The sequence below is a fragment of the Roseovarius dicentrarchi genome, from assembly GCF_003316635.1.
Classification (GTDB): Bacteria; Pseudomonadota; Alphaproteobacteria; order Rhodobacterales; family Rhodobacteraceae; genus Roseovarius; species Roseovarius dicentrarchi.
This window is the reverse complement of the sequence record NZ_QNQP01000002.1, coordinates 99,157-118,523: the sequence shown is the minus strand read 5'-3', so window position 1 is coordinate 118,523 and position 19,367 is coordinate 99,157. Positions and strand designations below refer to the sequence as shown.

At 63.5% G+C, this 19,367-nt stretch carries 21 protein-coding genes; 10 read left to right on the top strand and 11 right to left on the bottom strand.

From position 1 onward, the window contains the following. The first annotated feature begins 9 nt into the window (after positions 1 to 9). The 4 genes from DQ230_RS01965 to DQ230_RS01950 all read left to right on the top strand — a co-directional run bounded on the left by DQ230_RS01965 (position 10) and on the right by DQ230_RS01950 (position 3,068). Positions 10 to 813 carry a TatD family hydrolase gene (locus DQ230_RS01965; protein ID WP_113910822.1) on the top strand — a complete coding sequence of 268 codons (804 nt, stop codon included), beginning with the start codon at positions 10 to 12 and terminating at the stop codon, positions 811 to 813. Further along, positions 810 to 1,619, top strand: a complete 810-nt coding sequence (locus tag DQ230_RS01960) for an MBL fold metallo-hydrolase (protein WP_113910821.1) — start codon at positions 810 to 812, stop codon at positions 1,617 to 1,619. The genes DQ230_RS01965 and DQ230_RS01960 overlap by 4 nt, the downstream gene beginning before the upstream one ends. Positions 1,620 to 1,625: 6 nt before the next feature. Continuing rightward, positions 1,626 to 2,555, top strand: a complete 930-nt coding sequence (locus DQ230_RS01955) for an AEC family transporter (protein ID WP_113910820.1) — start codon at positions 1,626 to 1,628, stop codon at positions 2,553 to 2,555. Positions 2,556 to 2,633: 78 nt separating this feature from the next. Continuing rightward, entirely contained in the window at positions 2,634 to 3,068 is a 435-nt protein-coding gene (locus DQ230_RS01950; protein ID WP_113910819.1) for a PACE efflux transporter, read from the top strand. Here DQ230_RS01950 and DQ230_RS01945 read toward each other — a convergent pair. Genes DQ230_RS01945 through DQ230_RS01935 form a run of 3 tightly spaced genes read right to left on the bottom strand, consistent with a single transcriptional unit; the run spans position 3,059 to position 6,176 of the window. After that, complete coding sequence (locus tag DQ230_RS01945; protein WP_113910818.1) at positions 3,059 to 4,291, bottom strand: mandelate racemase/muconate lactonizing enzyme family protein; 1,233 nt, start codon at positions 4,289 to 4,291, stop codon at positions 3,059 to 3,061. The genes DQ230_RS01950 and DQ230_RS01945 overlap by 10 nt on opposite strands. A 56-nt stretch (positions 4,292 to 4,347) precedes the next feature. Then, on the bottom strand, positions 4,348 to 5,334 hold the full coding sequence (locus DQ230_RS01940) for a threonine ammonia-lyase (RefSeq protein WP_113910817.1): 987 nt from the start codon (positions 5,332 to 5,334) through the stop codon (positions 4,348 to 4,350). After that, positions 5,331 to 6,176, bottom strand: a complete 846-nt coding sequence (locus DQ230_RS01935) for an alpha/beta fold hydrolase (protein WP_113910816.1) — start codon at positions 6,174 to 6,176, stop codon at positions 5,331 to 5,333. The genes DQ230_RS01940 and DQ230_RS01935 overlap by 4 nt, the downstream gene beginning before the upstream one ends. Positions 6,177 to 6,534: 358 nt before the next feature. Between DQ230_RS01935 and DQ230_RS01930 the strand changes: the two genes are divergently transcribed. After that, entirely contained in the window at positions 6,535 to 6,963 is a 429-nt protein-coding gene (locus DQ230_RS01930; protein ID WP_113910815.1) for an FKBP-type peptidyl-prolyl cis-trans isomerase, read from the top strand. A gap of 139 nt (positions 6,964 to 7,102) precedes the next feature. On the opposite strand, the gene DQ230_RS01925 is transcribed toward DQ230_RS01930, so the two are convergent. Together DQ230_RS01925 and irrA are read right to left on the bottom strand one after the other, a co-directional pair. Beyond that, on the bottom strand, positions 7,103 to 8,089 hold the full coding sequence (locus DQ230_RS01925; protein WP_113910814.1) for an NADPH:quinone reductase: 987 nt from the start codon (positions 8,087 to 8,089) through the stop codon (positions 7,103 to 7,105). Then, complete coding sequence (irrA, locus tag DQ230_RS01920) at positions 8,089 to 8,523, bottom strand: iron response transcriptional regulator IrrA (protein ID WP_113910813.1); 435 nt, start codon at positions 8,521 to 8,523, stop codon at positions 8,089 to 8,091. The genes DQ230_RS01925 and irrA overlap by 1 nt, the downstream gene beginning before the upstream one ends. A 184-nt stretch (positions 8,524 to 8,707) precedes the next feature. Between irrA and fabA the strand changes: the two genes are divergently transcribed. The 4 genes from fabA (at position 8,708) to DQ230_RS01900 (ending at position 12,098) form a co-directional block, all read left to right on the top strand. Then, positions 8,708 to 9,217 (top strand): bifunctional 3-hydroxydecanoyl-ACP dehydratase/trans-2-decenoyl-ACP isomerase, encoded by a 510-nt coding sequence (fabA, locus tag DQ230_RS01915; protein ID WP_113910812.1) that lies wholly within the window; start codon positions 8,708 to 8,710, stop codon positions 9,215 to 9,217. Between the two features lie 31 nt (positions 9,218 to 9,248). Then, on the top strand, positions 9,249 to 10,478 hold the full coding sequence (locus DQ230_RS01910) for a beta-ketoacyl synthase N-terminal-like domain-containing protein (protein WP_113910811.1): 1,230 nt from the start codon (positions 9,249 to 9,251) through the stop codon (positions 10,476 to 10,478). Positions 10,479 to 10,484: 6 nt separating this feature from the next. Beyond that, a complete protein-coding gene (locus tag DQ230_RS01905; RefSeq protein ID WP_238987390.1) occupies positions 10,485 to 11,303 on the top strand; it encodes an enoyl-ACP reductase FabI in 819 nt (272 codons plus the stop codon). A gap of 123 nt (positions 11,304 to 11,426) precedes the next feature. After that, on the top strand, positions 11,427 to 12,098 hold the full coding sequence (locus DQ230_RS01900) for an FAD-binding oxidoreductase (RefSeq protein WP_113910810.1): 672 nt from the start codon (positions 11,427 to 11,429) through the stop codon (positions 12,096 to 12,098). A 108-nt stretch (positions 12,099 to 12,206) separates the two neighbouring features. On the opposite strand, the gene DQ230_RS01895 is transcribed toward DQ230_RS01900, so the two are convergent. The 4 genes from DQ230_RS01895 to DQ230_RS01880 all read right to left on the bottom strand — a co-directional run bounded on the left by DQ230_RS01895 (position 12,207) and on the right by DQ230_RS01880 (position 16,242). Then, positions 12,207 to 13,421, bottom strand: a complete 1,215-nt coding sequence (locus tag DQ230_RS01895; RefSeq protein WP_113910809.1) for an NADP-dependent isocitrate dehydrogenase — start codon at positions 13,419 to 13,421, stop codon at positions 12,207 to 12,209. A 94-nt stretch (positions 13,422 to 13,515) separates the two neighbouring features. Continuing rightward, positions 13,516 to 14,154 (bottom strand): DsbA family oxidoreductase, encoded by a 639-nt coding sequence (locus DQ230_RS01890; RefSeq protein WP_113910808.1) that lies wholly within the window; start codon positions 14,152 to 14,154, stop codon positions 13,516 to 13,518. Positions 14,155 to 14,229: 75 nt separating this feature from the next. Then, complete coding sequence (locus DQ230_RS01885) at positions 14,230 to 14,343, bottom strand: entericidin EcnA/B family protein (protein WP_113910807.1); 114 nt, start codon at positions 14,341 to 14,343, stop codon at positions 14,230 to 14,232. Between the two features lie 33 nt (positions 14,344 to 14,376). Further along, positions 14,377 to 16,242: an extracellular solute-binding protein gene (locus DQ230_RS01880; protein WP_420820881.1), complete on the bottom strand. Its 1,866-nt coding sequence runs from the start codon at positions 16,240 to 16,242 to the stop codon at positions 14,377 to 14,379. 379 nt (positions 16,243 to 16,621) lie between these two features. Here DQ230_RS01880 and DQ230_RS01875 point away from each other — a divergent pair, with 379 nt between their 5' ends. Then, complete coding sequence (locus DQ230_RS01875) at positions 16,622 to 17,623, top strand: patatin-like phospholipase family protein (RefSeq protein WP_113910806.1); 1,002 nt, start codon at positions 16,622 to 16,624, stop codon at positions 17,621 to 17,623. Positions 17,624 to 17,633: 10 nt separating this feature from the next. Here DQ230_RS01875 and DQ230_RS01870 read toward each other — a convergent pair whose 3' ends face one another. Both DQ230_RS01870 and DQ230_RS01865 read right to left on the bottom strand, forming a co-directional pair. Further along, a complete protein-coding gene (locus DQ230_RS01870; RefSeq protein ID WP_113910805.1) occupies positions 17,634 to 18,329 on the bottom strand; it encodes a DUF502 domain-containing protein in 696 nt (231 codons plus the stop codon). A gap of 116 nt (positions 18,330 to 18,445) precedes the next feature. After that, entirely contained in the window at positions 18,446 to 19,345 is a 900-nt protein-coding gene (locus DQ230_RS01865) for a pseudouridine-5'-phosphate glycosidase (RefSeq protein WP_113910804.1), read from the bottom strand. Between the last annotated feature and the right edge of the window lie 22 nt (positions 19,346 to 19,367).

The window sequence follows — 19,367 nt, the reverse complement described above, 5'->3', positions numbered from 1 at the left end:
AGGGTCTGTATGCACGTTGAAATCACCGACAGTCACTGCCATCTGGATTTCCCCGATTTTGCCGGGGAATTGCCGCAGGTCATCGACCGCGCCGTTGCCGCGGGCGTGACGCGCATGGTCACGATCTGCACCAAACTGCGCAGCGAACCTGCCGTGCGCGCCATCGCCGAGGCGCATGCGCCGGTGTTCTACGCCGCCGGCACCCACCCGATGAGCGTCGCGTCCGAGCCGATGGCCAGCGCCGACGATCTGATCGCGCTGGCCGCGCATCCGAAATTCGTCGGCATTGGCGAAACGGGGCTGGATTACCATTATACCTCCGACAGCGCCGAAGTGCAGCAGACCTCGCTGCGCGTACATATTGCGGCGGCGCGGCAGACCGGCCTGCCGCTGATCATCCATGCGCGCGCCGCCGATGACGATATGGCGCAGATCCTGACCGAGGAATACCGGGACGGCGCGTTCTCGTGCGTCATGCATTGCTTCAGCTCGGGCGCGGCGCTGGCGCGGGCGGCGCTTGATCTGGATTTCTACCTCAGCATGTCCGGCATCGCCGCCTTTCCCAAAAGCCAGGAGTTGCGCGACATTTTTGCCGCCGCGCCGCGCGACCGGATACTGGTCGAAACCGACGCGCCGTACCTCGCGCCACCGCCGCATCGCGGCCGCCGGAACGAGCCGGCCTATACCCTGCACACCGCGCAAAGGGGCGCCGAGGTGATGGGCATGGACTGGCCCGAATTCGCGGCCCAGACCCAGGCCAATTTTGACCGCCTGTTTACCAAGGCGGCGGCTTACAAGGGGACGGCGGCATGACAACGCGCCGCTTCATCATCCTTGGCTGCGGATCGTCTGGCGGCGTGCCGCGTCTGGCCGACAAACCGGGCGGCGACTGGGGCCTGTGCGACCCGGCCGAGCCGCGCAACCGGCGCACGCGCTGTTCGCTGTTGATCGAGCAGGAGGGGCCGGGCGGCCTGACCCGCGTTCTGATCGACAGCGGGCCGGACATGCGCGAGCAACTTATCCGGCACGGTATCGGCAGTCTGGATGCGGTGGTGTATACCCATAGCCACGCCGATCATTGCCACGGCTTGGACGATCTGCGCGTCATCGTGTTCAACATTCCCGGCCGCCTGCCGGTCTGGGCCGATGCGCCGACGCGCGATGCGCTGATGGACCGGTTCGGTTATGCCTTCATCCGGCCCAAGGGGTCGGCCTACCCGCCCATTCTTGACATGAACCTGATCGACGGGGACGTGACCGTGACCGGCGCCGGGGGCGAGATTACCCTGACGCCGTTCTGCGTCAATCACGGCGCAATGGATTCGCTGGGCTTCCGGGTGGGCGACGTGGCCTATCTGCCCGATGTGGCGGATATGGATCAAAGCTGCTGGGATATGCTGACCGGGCTGGACACATGGATTCTGGATGCGCTGCGCCGCAAGCCGCATCCGACCCATATCCATCTGGAGCGCAGTCTGGAATGGATCGCCCGCGCCGCGCCGCGGCAGGGGATCATCACCAATATGCATACCGACATGGATTACCAGACGCTCAAGGCGGAATTGCCGGACGGCGTCGATGTGGCCTATGACGGCATGACGCTCAGCTTTCAGGTCTAGACCGAATTGACCGCGTTTCTGGACATCATCCTGCCGGTTTTTGTCGTGATCGGGGCCGGGTATGCGGTGGTATGGCTGGGCTGGTTCGCGCAATCGGGCGTCGACGGGCTGATGCGCTTTGCCCAGAACTTTGCCATTCCCTGCCTGCTGTTCACCGCCATCTCGCAGCTGGATCTGGGGCAGAATTTCAACGCGCCGCTTTTGGTCAGCTTCTACACCGGCGCGCTGGGTGGTTTCGTGCTGGGAACAGTGGGCGCGCGGTTCATCTTTGGCCGCGACTGGCCCGATGCGGTGGTCATCGGGTTTTGCTGCCTGTTCTCCAATTCGCTGCTGCTGGGCCTGCCGATCACCGAGCGGGCCTATGGCGCCGATGCGCTGGAGGCGAATTTTGCCATCATCGCCATACACTCGCCGTTTTGCTACGGCGTCGGCATCACCGCGATGGAGATCGTCCGCGCGCGCGGCACCAAACCGGGTGCGGTGGTGCGCAAGGTGCTGCGCGCGATGTTCTCGAACGCGCTGATCATCGGGATCGCCCTGGGCTTTGCCGTCAATCTGACCGGGCTGGTGGTGCCATCGTCGATTCAGCACGGGCTGGACCTGATCGCGCGGGCCGCGCTGCCTGCCGCGCTGTTCGGGCTTGGCGGGGTGCTGGTGCAATACCGGCCCGAGGGGGATTTGCGCATCATTCTGGCGGTTTGCGCGGTGTCGCTGCTGGCGCATCCGGCGATTGCGCTGGGTCTGGGGCGCGGCTTGGACCTGCCGACAGCGTCCTTGCGCAGTGTGGTCATCACCGGGGCGATGGCACCGGGGATCAATGCCTATATCTTTGCCAATATGTATGGCGCGGCGCGGCGGGTGGCGGCCTCGGCGGTGCTGATCGGAACGGCGCTGTCGATTGTCACCGTCTGGATGTGGCTGAGCGTTCTGCCCTGATCACGGCGCGGTGACCACAAGTTGCGGCGCCTCGGCTGCGGCGCTATGGCGGGGCAGCACAATGCAGGGAGAGGCGCCATGCGCAGCACAGCCGACCGTATCCGCCACGCCCTGATGTTCGAGGGGCTGGGACTGGCCATCGTGGTGCCTGTGGGCGGCTGGGCGTTCAGCCTGCCGATCCACGATATGGGCATCGTCGCCGTGGTCAGCGCCACGCTGGCGACATTGTGGACCTACATTTTCAACCTGGCATTTGACAAGGTGATGCAGGCCCGCGTGGGCCATACCCGCAAGGGGCTGGGCCTGCGCATTTTTCACTCGGCCCTGTTCGAGTTTGGCCTGCTGCTGGTCCTGATGCCGTTTCTGGCATGGTATCTGGGCATCACGCTGATTCAAGCGTTCTGGATGGATATCGCGTTCGCGCTGTTCTACCTGGTCTATGCGTTCGTCTATAACTGGCTGTATGACATCATCTTTCCCGTACCGGGAGAGGCGCGCGCGCCTCAGTCCTGACCGCGCGGCGCGCCGCCGGTAAAGGCGTTGGGACCGTGGTAATTGCATGGCTCCTCGGTCATTTCCAGATGCAGGGATTCGCCGCGATAGGGATGCGCGCGGGCCAGATCCTCGTCCACCGCGATGCCCAGTCCGGGCGTGTCCGGCACGGTGATATAGCCGTTCTCGATGCGGATGGAATTGCGGATCAGCGCGCGGTGGAATTCCGTGTCGATGGTTTCTGCCATCAGCAGGTTCGGGATACTTGCGGCCAGTTGCACATTCGCCGCCCATTCGATGGGTCCAGCATAAAGATGCGGCGCGATTTGCGCGTTATAGACCTCGGCCATCGCGGCGATTTTCTTGCACTCCCAAATGCCGCCCGCGCGCCCCAGCGCCGGTTGCAGGATGCTGGCCGCGCCCTCGCGCAGGACGGGGGCAAATTCGGCCTTGGTACACAGCCGCTCGCCGGTGGCGATCGGCAGGCCGGTGGCACGTGCCACCTGCGCCATCGCGGCCACGTTGTCGGGCGGGATCGGCTCCTCAAACCATAGGGGATCGTAGGGCGCGATGGCGCGGCCCAGCCGGATCGCGCCTGCCGTGGTAAACTGCCCATGCGTGCCGAACAGCAGATCGGCGCGGGTGCCGACCGCCTCGCGCACGGCGGCGCAGACCTGAACGGACTGGTCGATATCGGCCAGGGACGGCATATGGCCGCCGCGCAGGGTGTAAGGGCCGGCCGGATCGAACTTGACGGCGGTATAGCCCTCATCCACCAGCTCGGCCGCGCTTTCTGCGGCCATGTCGGGCGAGGACCAGAATTCATCCTCGTCATGGTGCGGCAGCGGATAGAGGTAGCTGTAGGCGCGAATGCGGCCATTCATCCGCCCGCCCAGCAGCGCGTGAACCGGGCGCCCGCGCGCCTTGCCCAAGATGTCCCAGCAGGCCATCTCCAGCCCGGAAAAGGCGCCGATGACCGTCAGATCGGGGCGCTGCGTGAAGCCGGATGAATAGACCCGGCGAAACATCATCTCGATATTCTCGGGGTTCTCGCCGGCCATGTGGCGCTCGAACACGTCGTCGATCACGGCGCGCATCGCTTCGGGGCCGACGCTGGCGGCGTAACACTCGCCCCAGCCGGTGATGCCGGTATCGGTCGTGACCTTGACCAGTATCCAGTAACGCCCGCCCCAGCCGGGCGCGGGCGGCGCGGTGACGATGATGTCGAGCGTGGAAAGGCGCATGGTCTGGCTCCGGACTGGGGCGACGCTGCGCCGCATGATGGGGGGATCGCTGCGCATCAGGTCAGATCCCCGAGATGGGTCAGCGCGCGCTGGAATATCTGTGCATCCACGTTGCCGCCCGATATGACGACGATCACATCCTCGCCTTCGATCTGGTCCGCGCGGAACAATGCGGCGGCCAGGGCGACCGCGCCGCCGGGTTCGGCAACCAGCTTCAGCCGGCCCCATGCCAGCGCCATGGCGCGCAATGCTTCATTATCCGAGACGACCAGACCGGGGCCGCACAGGCGCTGCATGATGGGAAAGGTGATGTCGCCGGGCTGCGGCGTGATGATCGCGTCGCACAGCCCGCCCGAGGTTTGCGCGTTGCGCCGGATGGCCCCGGCACTCAGCGACCGGGCGGTGTCGTCAAACCCCTCAGGCTCGCAAGGGCGGGCGCGCAGGCCGGGGCCGTCCGCCTCAAGCGCCAGCGCAATGCCAGAGGTCAGCCCGCCGCCGCCGCAGCAGACCAGCACATCGGCGCGGCCGAGGCCCAGTGCGGCGGCATCCTCGGCAATTTCCAAGCCGGTGGTGCCTTGGCCGGCAATCACCTGCGGTTCGTCAAAGGGGCGGATCAACGTCAGGCCCCGTTCGTTTTCCAGCGCGCTCCCCAGATCCTCGCGGCTCTGTCCGCCGGCGCGGTCATACAGCACCACCTCGGCGCCAAGCGCGCGGGTATTGGCGATCTTCATCGCGGGCGCGTCGGCGGGCATGATGATGACGCTTGGCACGCCATGCTGCGCGGCGGCCAGCGCGACGCCCTGCGCGTGATTGCCGGACGAATACGCCAGCACACCGCGCGCGCGGGTGGCCGCGTCCAACGCGGAAACGGCGGCATATCCACCGCGATATTTGAAGCTGCCGGTATGTTGCAGGCATTCCGGTTTCACCCAGACGCGCCGCCCGGCGATCCGGTCCAGTAAAGGCGAGGACAAGAGCGGCGTGCGCCGCGCGTATCCGTCCAGCCGCGCGGCGGCGGCGCGGATCATGTCGATATTGCTCATGCGTGATCTTTCAGATGGGCCAGAATCCCCTCCAGCGCCTCGGCTTCGTCAAGGAATGGCACATGGCCGCGATCCGGCACCGTGACGGCACGCATGCCGGGTGCGCGGGTTTTCATCCGCTCGAATGTGTCCGGGCTGAGCAGATCGGAATTGCCGCCGCGCAGCACGGTCAGGGGCAGCGCCGCAAGCGCATCAAAGACCGGCCAGACATCGGGCGCGGGGGCGGCGGTCAGATCCTTGAGAGCATCGACCAGCCGCACATCATAGCGCAGCGCCAGCGGGCCATCCGGCTGCTCGGCCCAGATGTTTTCCGCATGCATCCGCCAACGGGGCAGGGGGACGCCGGGAAATTGCGCCTCGTTCGCGGCGGCCAGCCCACCGGCAGCGGCATCATAGCTGTCATAGCCGGGGCGCCGGCCGACATATTGCTTGATCCGGTCCAGCCCGCCCTCGGCCAGCTCGGGGCCGATATCGTTCAGGATCGCGCCCTTCAGACGGTCCGGCGCGGTCGCGGCCAGATACATCGCGATCAGCCCGCCACGCGAGGTGCCAAGGATGGTGGCGCTGGCGATCCCCAGATGATCCAGCAGCGCCAGCGCGTCCTGCGCCTCTTGCGGGATGGAATAGCTGGCCGGATCGGCGGCATAGTCTGATCGGCCGCGCCCGCGATAATCCATCCGGATCACGCGGTAGCCCGCCAGAAACGGCAGGACAAAGCGAAAATCACTCGAATTGCGCGTCAGCCCGGCAAGGCAGAGAATGGCAGGGCCGTCGCCGCCCTCATGCTCGGCGGTATCGGCGTAATGCAGCGACAGCCCGTCCGCAGTGGTAAAGCGCGCCATCAGCGCAATCCTGACAGGGATTGCCGCGGATCAAATGCGATGCTGGTGTGATTTTTCATTGCGCGCTCCGTTCAGGGTGAATGACAGATTGTCACGGATATAATTTGCACGAAAGACCGTAAATGGCCCTTCTATGCATCCCGGATGCGGCATGATTTACCAGATGCGGGCCGGATTGGTAGCTTGGCTGCATTAAATAATATCACTATATCAAGGCGTTACGGGGAAATCCTTGCGCACCCCTTTGCAATCACACAGTAGCGTTGCTAAGTACTTTGCCAATTCGCACAAGCACCCGCGCGCGCCGCGGCCTTGCCATTCATTCACCCCCCAAACACACCAGAACTGGAGTCTTTCCATGACCGAAGTAAAAGCGGGCGATACCGTTCACATTCATTATACCGGCACGCTGACCGACGGCACCGTCTTTGACAGCAGCGATGGCCGCGATCCGCTGTCTTTCGAGGTCGGCTCGGGCCAGATCATTCCGGGCCTTGATACGGCCATTCCGGGCATGACCGTTGGCGACAAGAAGGTCGTCGAGGTGCCCGCCGATCAGGCTTATGGCCAGGTCGATCCCAACGCGCGCCAGCAAGTGCCGCGCGAAGGTATTCCCGCAGACATTCCGCTGGATCCCGGCACGCAGTTGCAGGTTCAGACAGAAAACGGCCAGGTTCTGCCGGTGACCGTTCTGGAAGTCACGGATGAGCATGTCACGCTGGACGCCAACCACGCGCTGGCGGGCAAGGACCTGAAGTTCGATATCGAACTGGTCGCGATTGCCTGATCGACCTGAGAGTTGAAACGAAAATGGCTCCGGATTGCTCCGGAGCCATTTTTTTTTGTGAGGCGCCACAATTAAACAGGATGTGGTGGCATTGCCGACCTCTGGAACCTGCGTTCCTTCTAGTCGCAATCAGATTTACTTAGATCCGCAGCAAAACAGCACCGGCGCGGCCCGGCGTCATCACGGCATCGTGCGCCTTGGCGCAATCGGCCAGGTCAAAAACCTGATCTATCGCGGGGGTCAGCGCCTTTGCTGCAAGGGCGTCGTGCAGGTGGGTGATGGCACAGGCACGCTCGGCCTCTGGCAGGATATAGATCAGCGTGATGTCGATTTTGATCGCCTTGAACAGCAGCGGACCAAAGGGCAGGGCGGGCGTCATATCCTTGCCCGAGCCATAGGCGGCGATCGTGCCGTTTGGCGCCATGACCTCCGCCAGAAGGGCGGCGTTTACGCCGAATTCCACCTCGACCGCGCGCGCGACACCGGCGCCGCCAGTGGCGTCCATGATTTGCGCGGCAAGGTCGGGATCGGTGTAATCCAGCACGATGTCGGCCCCTGCGGCGCGCACCCTGTCCATGCTGCCGGCGCTGCATGTGGCAATAACGCGGGCGCCGCCCCATTTGGCCAGTTGCACCGCGTTATGGCCCACCGCACCCGCGCCGCCACTGATCAGGATGGTCTGGCCAGCAATGTCGCCGCCACCCAGAACCGTATGCGCGGCGGTCAGGCCGGGAATGCCCAGCACGGCGCCAACTTGCGGGTCAACGCCGCCCGGTAGCGGAACCGCCTGCGCAGCGGGCAGGCAGATATATTCGGCGGCGGTGCCAAAGGCGCGCTGCCACTGGCCGTTATAAATCCATACGGCCTGCCCCATGCGGGCCGCATCCACGCCATCGCCAACCGCATCAATGACACCCGCACCGTCGGAATGGGGGATTACACGGTCAAACGGGGGCTTGGTCACGCCCGGACGGGTGCCTGCGCGGGCCTTGGCGTCAGAGGGGTTTACGCCGGAATATGCCAGCTTGACCCGGACATCGCCGGGGCCGGGGGCCGGCGCGTCAATTTCGCCCAGTTCGATCACATCGGCGGGCGCGCCGAACCGGCTGTACCATGCCGCGCGCATCAGGAGGATTTCCGGCGCAAGCGGATGACCACATCGACCGATGCAATTTCTGCGCCATCGGGTGCCGTGGGCAGGCTGGTGATCTTCAGCTCATCGGCGGGGGCGTCCGACAGGCGGTTTTCGTCTTCCCAGAAGAAATGCGGATGGTCGTGGGCATTGGTGTCGAAATAGGATTTCATGCCGTCGACCAGCACCTCCTGCATCAGGCCCGCCTCGCAAAAGGCGCGCAGCGTGTTGTAGACGGTGGCAAGCGAGACCTGCTCGCCGCAGCGTTGAACATCTGCAAAAAGGCTTTCGGCAGTGACGTGCCGGTGCTGTCCGTCACCGATCAGCATGGCGGCCAAGGCCACGCGCTGACGGGTGGGACGTACCCCGGCGCTGGTCAGCCATTGCGACCCGCGCTGCGTTGCTTCTGGTGTTGCTGTGCATGTCATGGTGGGATGGATCCTGTTAACTTGCCCCCAATATAGAGTGTGCTGCCTGGGAATTTCAAATAGATTTCCCAACTTGGGCGCATGGCGCTGCCCTCGCAGGCTTGCATGGGCGCGGGCCGGGGTGTTAGAGGATATGGCGCGATTACCGACAATGACCAGATCCAACGCCGAAAGGACCGCCCGAATGGCAGATTACCCGACGCATTTCGGAAAAGAAGACCTGCTGAAATGCGCCCGAGGCGAGCTGTTCGGCCCCGGCAACGCCCAGCTGCCCGAACCGCCCATGTTGATGATGGACCGGATCACCGATGTGTCCGCCGATGGCGGCGCGCATGGCAAGGGGCATATCACCGCCGAATTCGATATCACGCCCGACCTGTGGTTCTTTGACTGCCATTTTCCGGGCAATCCGATCATGCCCGGCTGCCTGGGTCTGGACGGTCTGTGGCAACTGACCGGCTTCAACCTTGGCTGGCGCGGCTGGCAGGGGCGCGGTTATGCGCTGGGTGTGGGCGAGGTCAAGCTGACGGGCATGGTGCGCCCGGATCGCAAAATGCTGACATATCACGTTGATTTCACAAAGGCCGTGCAGACGCGCCGCCTGACCATGGGCGTCGCCGATGGCCGGGTCGAGGCGGACGGCGAGGTCATCTATCTCGTCAAGGACATGAAGGTCGCGCTCAGCGAAAGCTGAGCGCCGGTATCAGGACAAAAGGGAGAACGCCATGCGCCGCGTGGTCGTAACAGGCTTGGGAATCGTCTCGTCCATCGGCAACAGTGCCGATGAGGTTCTGGCATCGCTGAAGGCCGGCACGTCCGGCATCACCGCAAGCGAGGAAATGGCCGAGCATGGATTTCGCAGCCGCGTCGCCGGCGCGATTGACCTTGATCTGGCCGATCATGTGGACAAGCGCACGTTGCGCTTCATGGGGCCGGGTGCGGCCTATGCGCATATCGCCATGGGTCAGGCCATTGCCGATGCGGGGCTGGAGACATCGGACGTGATCAACCCCATGACCGGGCTGATCGCCGGGTCTGGCGGGCCATCGACCAGCGCGCTGTTCAGTGCGCATCAGACCGTCCTGAAAACCGGCGCGACCAAGCGGATCGGGCCGTTTGCGGTGCCAAAATGCATGTCCTCGACCGTCAGCGCCAATCTGGCGACGGCCTACCAGATCAAGGGCATGAACTTCTCGATCACCTCGGCCTGCTCGACCTCGCTGCATTGCATCGGCATGGCGGCGCAACAGATCGCGCTGGGGCAGCAGGACATCATGTTCGGCGGCGGCGGCGAAGAACTGGATTGGACGCTGTCCTGCCTGTTCGATGCGATGGGCGCGATGTCGTCGAAATATAACGACACGCCCGAAAAGGCGAGCCGTGCGTTTGACGCAGGCCGTGATGGGTTTGTCATCTCCGCCGGCGGTGCGATTCTGGTGCTGGAGGCGCTGGAGCATGCGCAGGCGCGCGGCGCCAAGATCTATGCCGAAGTCACCGGTTTTGCCGCCACATCCGACGGGGCCGACATGGTGGCGCCATCGGGCGAGGGCGGCGAGCGGGCGATGCGCGGCGCGCTGCGTACATTGGGCGAGGATCGCCGCGTCAGCTATATCAACGCGCATGGCACGTCGACACCCGTGGGCGACGTGGGCGAGGTCGAGGCGGTGCGCCGCGTCTTTGGCCAGGGGTCCACCCCGCCGATCAGCTCGACCAAGTCGATGACGGGCCACAGCCAGGGCGCAACGGGGGCGCAGGAGGCGATCTATTGCCTGCTGGCCTTGCAGGACGATTTCATCATCCCGTCAATCAACGTCGAAAACCTCGACCCCGCGCTGGACGCGGCCGAGGTGGCGACCAGCCGCGTCGACAATGCCGGGCTGGACACGGTGATGACCAACTCTTTCGGCTTTGGCGGCACCAACGGCTCCATGCTGCTCAGCAAATTTCACGGATAGGCCCGCATGACACAGATACCAGACCTGCCGACCGCACCGCTGCCCATGCAGGGCAAGCGCGGCTTGATCATGGGCGTGGCCAACGACCGCTCGATCGCGTGGGGCATTGCCAAGGCGATGCATACCGCCGGCGCCGAACTGGCGTTTAGCTATCAGGGCGACGCATTCGGCAAGCGGCTGGAGCCGCTGGCGGCGTCGGTCGGGTCCGATTTCATGGTCGACGTCGATGTGACCGATGATGCCTCGCTCGATGCCGGGTTCGCCGCGCTGGCGGACCGCTGGCCGACGATTGATTTCGTGGTGCATGCGATTGCTTTTTCGGACAAGTCCGAGCTGACGGGCCGGTTTTTGAACACCAGCCGCGCCAATTTCAAACATTCGCTGGATATCTCCTGCTACAGCTTCATCGACGTGGCGCGCCGCGCGCATCCGATGATGCAGGAGAATGGCGGCACCCTGTTGACCCTGACCTATCAGGGCAGCAACCGCGTGGTGCCCAGCTACAACGTCATGGGTGTTGCCAAGGCCGCACTGGAGAGCGCGACGCGCTATCTGGCCAACGACTTGGGGCCAGACGGCATCCGCGTCAACGCGATATCCCCCGGCCCGATGAAAACACTGGCCGGCGCGGCCATCGGCGGCGCGCGGCGCACCTATAAGCACACCGATATGAACGCGCCCCTGCGCGCCAATGCCACGCTGGAGGCGGTGGGCGGCACGGCGGTGTATCTGGCCTCGGACGCGGGCGCCTGCACAACGGGCGAGATCATCCGCGTCGATGGCGGATTTCATGTGCTGGGCATGCCGCAGGCCGATAACCTGTGATCTGAACCGGCAACGCCCGAGGGCGGTGTCGGATTTTGGGTATTTTCACCAAGAAAAAACCACTGCCGGTTTGCGGGAACGCAGGGCCGGCGCGCCGCGTTGAGGGCCAAAGGAGATTTACCTATGGCTCAGAACTTGACGCTGCGCAGTATCGAACCCGTGACGCATGACACCCATCATCTGACATTTGACCGCCCCGAAGGGTTCACTTTTGAGCCCGGTCAGGCGATTGAGATGAAGTTGCAAAAAGATGGCTGGCGCGATGAGGGGAGGCCCTTCACGCCCATCAGCTTGCCGGACGCGGCATCGCTGGAGTTCATCATCAAAAGCTATCCCAGCCACGATGGCGTGACCGAGCAGATCGCCAGGATGCAGGCGGGCGACGGGGTCACGATCGAAGGGCCGTTCGGCGATATGCGCGACCGTGGGCCGGGCGTTTTCATCGCGGGCGGTGCGGGGATTACACCGATACTGGCGCTGCTTCACAAGCGGTTGAAGGATCATGGCGATCTGAGTGGATCGACTTTGGTTTTCTCGAACAAGACGGAGGCGGATATCATCCGGCGCGATGAATTATCGGCGATGCCGGGCCTGACCGTTGCCTATGTGGTGACCAAGGGCGAAGGCAAGACCGTTCCCAAGCGCAGGCTGGACCGCGATTATCTGCGCCAGTTCGTGGAGCCTGGCAGCCTGTGCTACCTTTGCGGGCCGCCGCCAATGATGAGTGCGGTACAATCGGAGCTGGCCGCGCTTGGCGTTGATCGCGATGATCTGGTTGCAGACGATTGGAGTTGACGGCACGGGTGCGCCCGTGAATTTCGCAGTCGCGGCAATGACAATGGCCGGTCCCGTTGAGGGCCGGCCATTGCAGTAGCGTCTATGCGGATGGAGATTGCGCCAGATTCAGCCGTTCAGCGCCTTGTTCAGGTTTTCATCCACCTTTTCGAGGAAGCCCATGGTGGTGAGCCATTTTTGATCGGGGCCGACCAGCAGGGCCAGATCCTTGGTCATGTGGCCGGACTCGACCGTATCGACGACCACCTTTTCCAGTGTCTCGGCGAAGTTCGTCAGCGCGTCATTGCTGTCCAGCTTGCCGCGATGCTTCAGCCCGCCGGTCCAGGCAAAGATGGAGGCGATGGAGTTTGTCGACGTCTCCTCGCCCTTCTGGTGCTGGCGGTAGTGGCGGGTGACGGTGCCGTGCGCGGCCTCGGCCTCGACGATCTGGCCATCGGGCGTCATCAGCTGAGACGTCATCAGGCCAAGCGAGCCGAAGCCCTGCGCGACGGTATCTGACTGCACGTCGCCGTCGTAGTTCTTGCAGGCCCAGACATAGCCGCCCGACCATTTCATCGCCGAGGCGACCATGTCGTCGATCAGGCGATGCTCGTAGGTGATGCCGGCGGCGTCGAACTTGTCCTTGAATTCGGCGTCAAAGATTTCCTGAAAGATGATCATGAACTGACCGTCGTAATTTTTCAGGATGGTGTTCTTGGTTGACAGATACACCGGGTAGTTGCGTTTCAGGCCATAGTTGAAGGATGCGCGGGCGAAATCGCGGATGCTGTCATCGAGGTTGTACATGCCCATATAGACGCCCGAAGACGGGGCCTTGAACACTTCCTCTTCCATCACCGTGCCGTCGTCGCCAACGAATTTCATCGACAGGGTGCCGGGACCGGGGAATTTCATGTCCGTTGCGCGGTACTGGTCACCGTAGGCGTGGCGGCCGATCACGATGGGCTGGGTCCAGCCGGGAACAAGGCGCGGCACGTTCTTGCAGATGATCGGCTCGCGGAAGACAACGCCGCCGAGGATGTTGCGGATGGTGCCGTTCGGGCTGCGCCACATTTTCTTCAGGCCGAATTCCTCGACCCGGCCCTCATCGGGGGTGATGGTCGCGCATTTGACGCCGACGCCGTATTTCTGGATCGCGTGGGCGGCATCGATCGTAATCTGGTCGTCCGTCTCATCGCGGGACATGATGCCCAGATCGTAATATTTCAGATCGACGTCGAGATAGGGCAGGATCAGCTTTTTCTTGATGAAATCCCAGATGATGCGGGTCATCTCATCGCCGTCAAGCTCGACGATGGGGTTTTCTACCTTGATCTTGGACATGGGGCGCCTTTCGTTTGTCAGGGACGGGTTGCGAGCCTTTTAGCGCAGGATCCAAAGGAAGGGAAGGCGCCTGCATGCAAAGGTATACTGGAATTCAGTCGGCTTGTTTTTCGATGATCTCGTCCATCACGCGCAGCCACAGGGCGGTGTCCTGCGCGCCGGGAACGGCGTGCTGCGCGGCGACGATGAAGGTCGGCACGGATGAGACGCCCATTTCGCGGAACTGCGCATCACGCGTGCGGATGTCATCGGTATCGGCATCCGACGCCAGCAGCTTGGTTATGACGGCGGCGTCCATGCCCAGACTGTCGGCGATATCGGCCAGCACCTCGGACGCGCCGATGTCGCGGCCTTCGGCGAAATAGGCGGAGAACAGCGCCATCGCGGCGGCGTCCTGTTTGCCCTCGATGCCCGCCCAGTGGATCAGGCGGTGCGCGTCCAGCGTGTTGGGGATGCGCGTCATCGCATCGTAGTCAATGCTGAGACCGATCAGAGCGGCCTTTTCGATCACCGGCTTGAACGCGGCGATTGTCGCCTCCTTGCTGCCGAAGCGGGCCTCGTAATAGGCACGTGCATCCATACCCTCGCGCGGCATGTCGGGGTTCAGCTGAAACGGGTGCCATTCAATGACAAAGGGGTGATCGGGCCGCTGGTCCAGCGCCGCATCCAGCTGCGTCTTGCCGATATAGCACCAAGGGCAAATCGGGTCGGAAATAATGTCGAGCTTGACCATGGCGCGGCCTTTCGGGTTCGGGGCGTTGGCCCTGTTGGTAGGCGCGCGCCCGGGGCATTGCAAGCGGCGCGCGCGTCAGAACCAGCTTTGAACGCCGCGTGCGGCGCCCGATATGTCGCGGCCTGCGCCCTCCACCGTGGCGCAGCCTGCCAGTGCGGCCAGCGCCGCCAGAAGGATCAGCTTTTTCATCGGATCGTCCTGCCTTTATCTGTCATTGTCATATCACTCCGAAGGGGCCGATTTGTCCATCCACCAGACTTCGGGCAGAAAGCCTATGCCATCGCCATAAAGCGGCAGGGTATCTGCCGGGAAGGACAGGCGCGCGTCATGGGCGATGCGGCCCACCGCGTATTGGTGGATGGGAATGACGTAGCGACCGGCAATCAGGACGCGGTCCAGCGCGCGCACGGCGGTGACGAAATCGTCATGCGTTTCGGCGGCCAGCATGGCATTTATCATCGCCTCGGCGGCGGGGCTGTTCATGCCCATCAGATTGCGGCTGCCGGGCTGATCGGAGCCCTTGGCGCCCCAGTAGAAATATTGCTCGTTTCCCGGCGACAGCGACAGCGAGCGACGCATATAGGTGAGGTCGAAATCGTAGTTTGCCTCGCGCATGTTATATTGCGCCTTGTCCACGCTTTGCACGGTCAGCGTGATGCCCAACCGTTCCAGCGCGCGGGCGTAGATATCCATCATCGCGGTGGCCTGCTGTACCAGAGCGTCCTGTTGCAGCAGCACGGTCAGCACCAGCGGCTGGCCGTCCGCGTTCTTCAGCACGCCGTTCTGCACGGTCCAGTCGGCATCGGCCAGCAGATCGGCGGCAGCGCGGATATTGGCGCGGTTGCGTTTCGATCCGTCGCTGGCGGGCAGGGTGTAGCCCTCAAGCGTGCCGGGCAGAAGATCATCGGCAAAGGGCGCCAGCAAGGCGCGCTCGGCCGCGGAGGCGGGGCCGGGGATCAGGCCCAGTTCGGAATTGGAGTAATAAGAGGTGATGCGCGGCTGGCGCCCGCCGGTCAGGGTATCGTTGATATATTCAAAGTTGAACGCGGCAATCAGTGCCTCGCGCACGCGCCAGTCGTCCAGCGGCGGGTTGCGCGTGTTCATCACGAAGCCCGAGATGCCGGAAGGCTGGCCATTGGGGATTTCGCTGCGCAGGATATCGCCGCGCTGGACGGCAGGCAGGGTGGCCAGCTCCTCCCAGCGTTCGGCGTTGAATTCGCGGATATAGCTGATCTCGCCCGCCTTGAACGCCTCTTTCATCACGGCGTCATCGCCATAGAAATCAATGCGGATCTCATCGAAGTTGTTCGTGCCGCGCCGAAAGGGCAGATCGCGCCCCCAGTAATCGGGGTTGCGGCGCAGGGTCACGCGGCGATCCAGCTGGTAGTCGGCAACGACATAAGGCGCGGTGCCGATGGGGATATCCTCGATCGCGCCATCCTCGAACACCAGATCGTCCCATTGGGATTTTTTCAGGATCGGGCGCAGGCCGGCCAGCAGCACCAGATCGCGGTCGGGCGGGCCATCCTCGGTCTTGAAGTCCAGCCGGACCTTGCCGGGGCCGGTCTGTTCGATCGTGGCAACGCGCGTCCAGAAATCGCGGTAGCGCAGGTGGCCGCGCGTGCCCAGCGTCTCGAACGACCAGATCACATCTTGGGGCGTGACCGGGCTGCCGTCGGAAAACGCGGCCTTGGGGTTCAGGGTGAATTCGACCCAGGTGCGGGCGTCGTCCGTCTCAAGCGATTCGGCCAAAAGACCGTAAAGCGTGAACGGCTCGTCCCAGGAGCGGCCTAAAAGCGATTCGTAGGCGAGGTGGCGCAGCTGCCATGGCGGGGTGCCCTTGGGCGCGAAAGGGTTGAGCGAATCATAGCCGCCGACATTGCCGGAGGTGACGCTGCCCCCTTGGGGCGCGTTCGGGTTGGCATAGGGCAGCGCGGTAAAATCAGGCGGCAAGGCCGGGTCGCCATACATCGCGATGCCATGCACCGGCTGCGCGGCGGCAGGGTTTATCGCGCCCAGACCAAGCAAAACAAAGGTTAATGCGGCGGATAGTCGCCCATGGCGGTGGAAACTGACTGATCGTGTCATGGGGACAATTCCTGATGGGCGTTGTTTCATTGAACGCGAGGGTAAAGAGGGATTCACGCGTTTTCAAACTTTTAGCTTGGATGGCGGCGCAAGATTGCTTATAAAGGAGTCACTGCTCGATAGGTTTCTTGCCTGTATGAAACCTGCCTCAATAACTTAACGCCAGCTTCGCGCTGGCGTTTTTTTTTGGCCGTGTGGTGTGTGGCAAGGCAGGGGCTGCGAAGGGATGGCTGCGTGACTTTTGCACATGCAGCAATATATGCTGCAATGCAACATGGATGGTACGGTGCGCCACGTCTGAAAGCGCGCCAGCTGAACGGTCGGAATTTGGGTATTTGGACCAAGAAAAGCCATTGGAGAAAAAATTCGGGAGGCGGTGATGAGCATCAAACGGATCAATCTGGCGTTACAGGGCGGCGGCGCGCATGGCGCCTTTACGTGGGGCGTTCTGGACCGGCTGCTGGATGAGGACAGGCTGGAGGTGTCGGCGATTTCCGGCACATCCGCAGGCGCGCTGAACGGTGCCGCGCTGAAGGCGGGGCATGTGGCGGGCGGGCGCGAGGGTGCGCGTGAAAACCTGAACTGGCTTTGGGCGCAGATGGGGGCGGTGCATGATCTGCGCATGCCGGCCTGGATGGCTGCGTCCATTCCGGGGGCGATCAGTGCCGCGATGGAATACGCCATGCCGCTGCCCATTTCCGATACGGTGTCGCCCTACGATTACGGGCCGTTTTATTCCAACCCGCTGCGCCGGGTGGTGGAACGGTTTGCCTATGACAAGGTGTGCGCCGAGGATGCACCGCGCCTGTTTGTCGGGGCAACAAACGTGCGCACGGGCAAGATCCGCATTTTTCAGGGCGACGAGATTGCGGCCGATCCGCTGCTGGCTTCGGCCTGCCTGCCGACGCTGTTTCAGGCGATCGAGATTGATGGAGAGGCGTATTGGGATGGCGGCTATACCGGCAACCCGGCGCTGTTTCCGCTGTTCGAGAGGGACCTGCCGGATGATATTGTCATCGTCAACATCAACCCGCTTGAGCGGCCTGATCTGCCGCGCTCGGCGCAGGAAATCAGCAACCGGGTGAACGAGATCAGCTTCAACTCGTCGCTGCTGCGCGAGATGCGGGCGATCAATTTTGTGCAGCGGCTGTTGGATAACGGCACCGTGCCGGAGGGCGCGATGAAGCGATTGCATGTTCACATGATCGCCGATGACAAGCTGATGTCCGAGCTGTCGGTTGCGACCAAGATGCTGCCGAATCCGTTTTTGCTGAACCAGTTGAAAGAGGCCGGGCGCGTTGCGGCGGACAAGTTTCTGGAGGCCCATTGGGACGATCTGGGCGTGCGCAGCAGCACCGACCTGACCGAAATGTTCAACTGAGACTGCCGGTTTAACTGGCGGGCTTGGTCGGCAGATCCTCGGGCGCGACGCGGCTGGGGTAGACAAGGCCGGCCGAGATCACCAGCTTGGCCGCGTCCTCGACCGTCATGTCCAGTTCGATCACGTCTTCCTTGGGCAGGAACAGCAGGAATCCCGATGTGGGGTTCGGCGTGGTCGGCAGGAACACACTGACAAGCGCGCCGCCGGTTTCAGATTTTCCGGCAATCTCGCCCTTGGCCATGGTCGAGATGAAGCCGATCGCCCAGATCCCCTTGCGCGGGTACTGGACCAGGCAGGCCGTCTCGAAGCTGCGTTCGGTCTGGGCAAAGATGGTCTCGGCAATCTGCTTGACGCCAGAATAGATCGAGCGGACGACCGGCATCCGATTGACCAGGTTTTCGCCAAAGCGGATCAGCGTGCGGCCAATCAGACCCTTGGCAACCGAACCGACCAGGATGGTAAAGATCAGGAACACGACGACGCCGACGCCGCGCAGGTTGATGCCGATATAATTTGCCGGCGTCAGGTCATAGGGGATCAGCGGCAGCACGAACCCGTCGACCCAGCCGATCATCGTCCAGATCAGCCAGATGGTCAGGGCGACCGGCAGGATCACCACAAGCCCGGTCAGGAAGCGGGCGCGCAAGCGACCGAACAGGCTGACGCGCTGCGGCGGCGTGTTTTCATCGTCGAAAAGTGTGCTCATGTCTGCGATTGGCCCCGGATCATGCTGCGGCAATGTTTAGGGGCAAACCGGGTGCGCGGCAATGGGGCGTGAATTGGGCGCGGCGCCTGTCTTTGGGCCTTGTAGTGCGGCGAGGCTCAGAGCGCACAGGCGATAGCGGCGGCCAGCCGCGCGTTGTTGCGGATTAGTGCGGTATTTGCGGCCAGCGTGCGCCCGGCGGTGGCCGTATTAAGGTGGCTCAGCAGATAGGGGGTGACGTCCTTGGCTGCGATCCCGGCCTTTGCCGCGTCATCTGCCGCAGTGCCGATCAGGGCGGCGAGCTTGGTATATGCGATACCGTCGCGCGCGGGAACCGGGTTGCAGATCAATTGCCCGCCGGGCAGGCCCAGATCCGCGCGCGCCCTGTGGGCGGCAGCGATCATTCCGGCCCCGTCCATGCGCAGCGGCGCGGCGAAGGGCGATGCGGGCGCCCAGAACGCCGGCAGCGCATCCTGCCCGTAGGCGATGACCGGCACGCCCAGAGTTTCCAGCACTTCCAGCGTTTTGGGCAGATCGAGGATGGCCTTGGGCCCGGCGCAGACCACGGTAACGCGGGTTTGCGCCAGCTCGTGCAGGTCGGCAGACACATCCCAGCTGTGCGCGGCGCCCAGATGCACGCCGCCGATGCCGCCCGTGGCAAAGACGTCGATCCCGGCCAGCGCCGCCGCGATCATGGTGGCCGCAACGGTGGTGCCGCCACTGGCGCCGGTGGCCAGCGCCACAGCCAGATCCGCGCGGCTGAGCTTCATGGGGCCGGGCAGCCGCGCCAGCCGGTCCAGCTGCGCGGCCTCCAGCCCGACATGCAATTCTCCGTCCAGCACGGCGATGGTGGCGGGGGTGGCGCCGGCGGCGCGGACTTCGTCCTCTGCCGCGCGGGCGGTCGTCAGGTTATCGGGGTAGGGCATCCCGTGGGTTATGATCGTGCTTTCCAGCGCGACCAGCGGCGCGCCTGCGGCCCTTGCCGCTGCCGCCTCGGGGGACCAGATCAGATGTACCATGCGCCGCGCTCCTGCCAGTTTT

Coding starts and splice junctions, on each gene's coding strand:
- DQ230_RS01965 (WP_113910822.1), top strand. CDS start 10: ATGCACGTTGAAATCACCGACAGTCACTGCCATCTGGATTTCCCCGAT.
- DQ230_RS01960 (WP_113910821.1), top strand. CDS start 810: ATGACAACGCGCCGCTTCATCATCCTTGGCTGCGGATCGTCTGGCGGC.
- DQ230_RS01950 (WP_113910819.1), top strand. CDS start 2,634: ATGCGCAGCACAGCCGACCGTATCCGCCACGCCCTGATGTTCGAGGGG.
- DQ230_RS01945 (WP_113910818.1), bottom strand. CDS start 4,291: ATGCGCCTTTCCACGCTCGACATCATCGTCACCGCGCCGCCCGCGCCC.
- DQ230_RS01940 (WP_113910817.1), bottom strand. CDS start 5,334: ATGAGCAATATCGACATGATCCGCGCCGCCGCCGCGCGGCTGGACGGA.
- DQ230_RS01935 (WP_113910816.1), bottom strand. CDS start 6,176: ATGGCGCGCTTTACCACTGCGGACGGGCTGTCGCTGCATTACGCCGAT.
- DQ230_RS01930 (WP_113910815.1), top strand. CDS start 6,535: ATGACCGAAGTAAAAGCGGGCGATACCGTTCACATTCATTATACCGGC.
- DQ230_RS01925 (WP_113910814.1), bottom strand. CDS start 8,089: ATGCGCGCGGCATGGTACAGCCGGTTCGGCGCGCCCGCCGATGTGATC.
- irrA (WP_113910813.1), bottom strand. CDS start 8,523: ATGACATGCACAGCAACACCAGAAGCAACGCAGCGCGGGTCGCAATGG.
- fabA (WP_113910812.1), top strand. CDS start 8,708: ATGGCAGATTACCCGACGCATTTCGGAAAAGAAGACCTGCTGAAATGC.
- DQ230_RS01910 (WP_113910811.1), top strand. CDS start 9,249: ATGCGCCGCGTGGTCGTAACAGGCTTGGGAATCGTCTCGTCCATCGGC.
- DQ230_RS01905 (WP_238987390.1), top strand. CDS start 10,485: ATGACACAGATACCAGACCTGCCGACCGCACCGCTGCCCATGCAGGGC.
- DQ230_RS01900 (WP_113910810.1), top strand. CDS start 11,427: ATGGCTCAGAACTTGACGCTGCGCAGTATCGAACCCGTGACGCATGAC.
- DQ230_RS01895 (WP_113910809.1), bottom strand. CDS start 13,421: ATGTCCAAGATCAAGGTAGAAAACCCCATCGTCGAGCTTGACGGCGAT.
- DQ230_RS01890 (WP_113910808.1), bottom strand. CDS start 14,154: ATGGTCAAGCTCGACATTATTTCCGACCCGATTTGCCCTTGGTGCTAT.
- DQ230_RS01885 (WP_113910807.1), bottom strand. CDS start 14,343: ATGAAAAAGCTGATCCTTCTGGCGGCGCTGGCCGCACTGGCAGGCTGC.
- DQ230_RS01880 (WP_420820881.1), bottom strand. CDS start 16,242: ATGACACGATCAGTCAGTTTCCACCGCCATGGGCGACTATCCGCCGCA.
- DQ230_RS01875 (WP_113910806.1), top strand. CDS start 16,622: ATGAGCATCAAACGGATCAATCTGGCGTTACAGGGCGGCGGCGCGCAT.
- DQ230_RS01870 (WP_113910805.1), bottom strand. CDS start 18,329: ATGAGCACACTTTTCGACGATGAAAACACGCCGCCGCAGCGCGTCAGC.
- DQ230_RS01865 (WP_113910804.1), bottom strand. CDS start 19,345: ATGGTACATCTGATCTGGTCCCCCGAGGCGGCAGCGGCAAGGGCCGCA.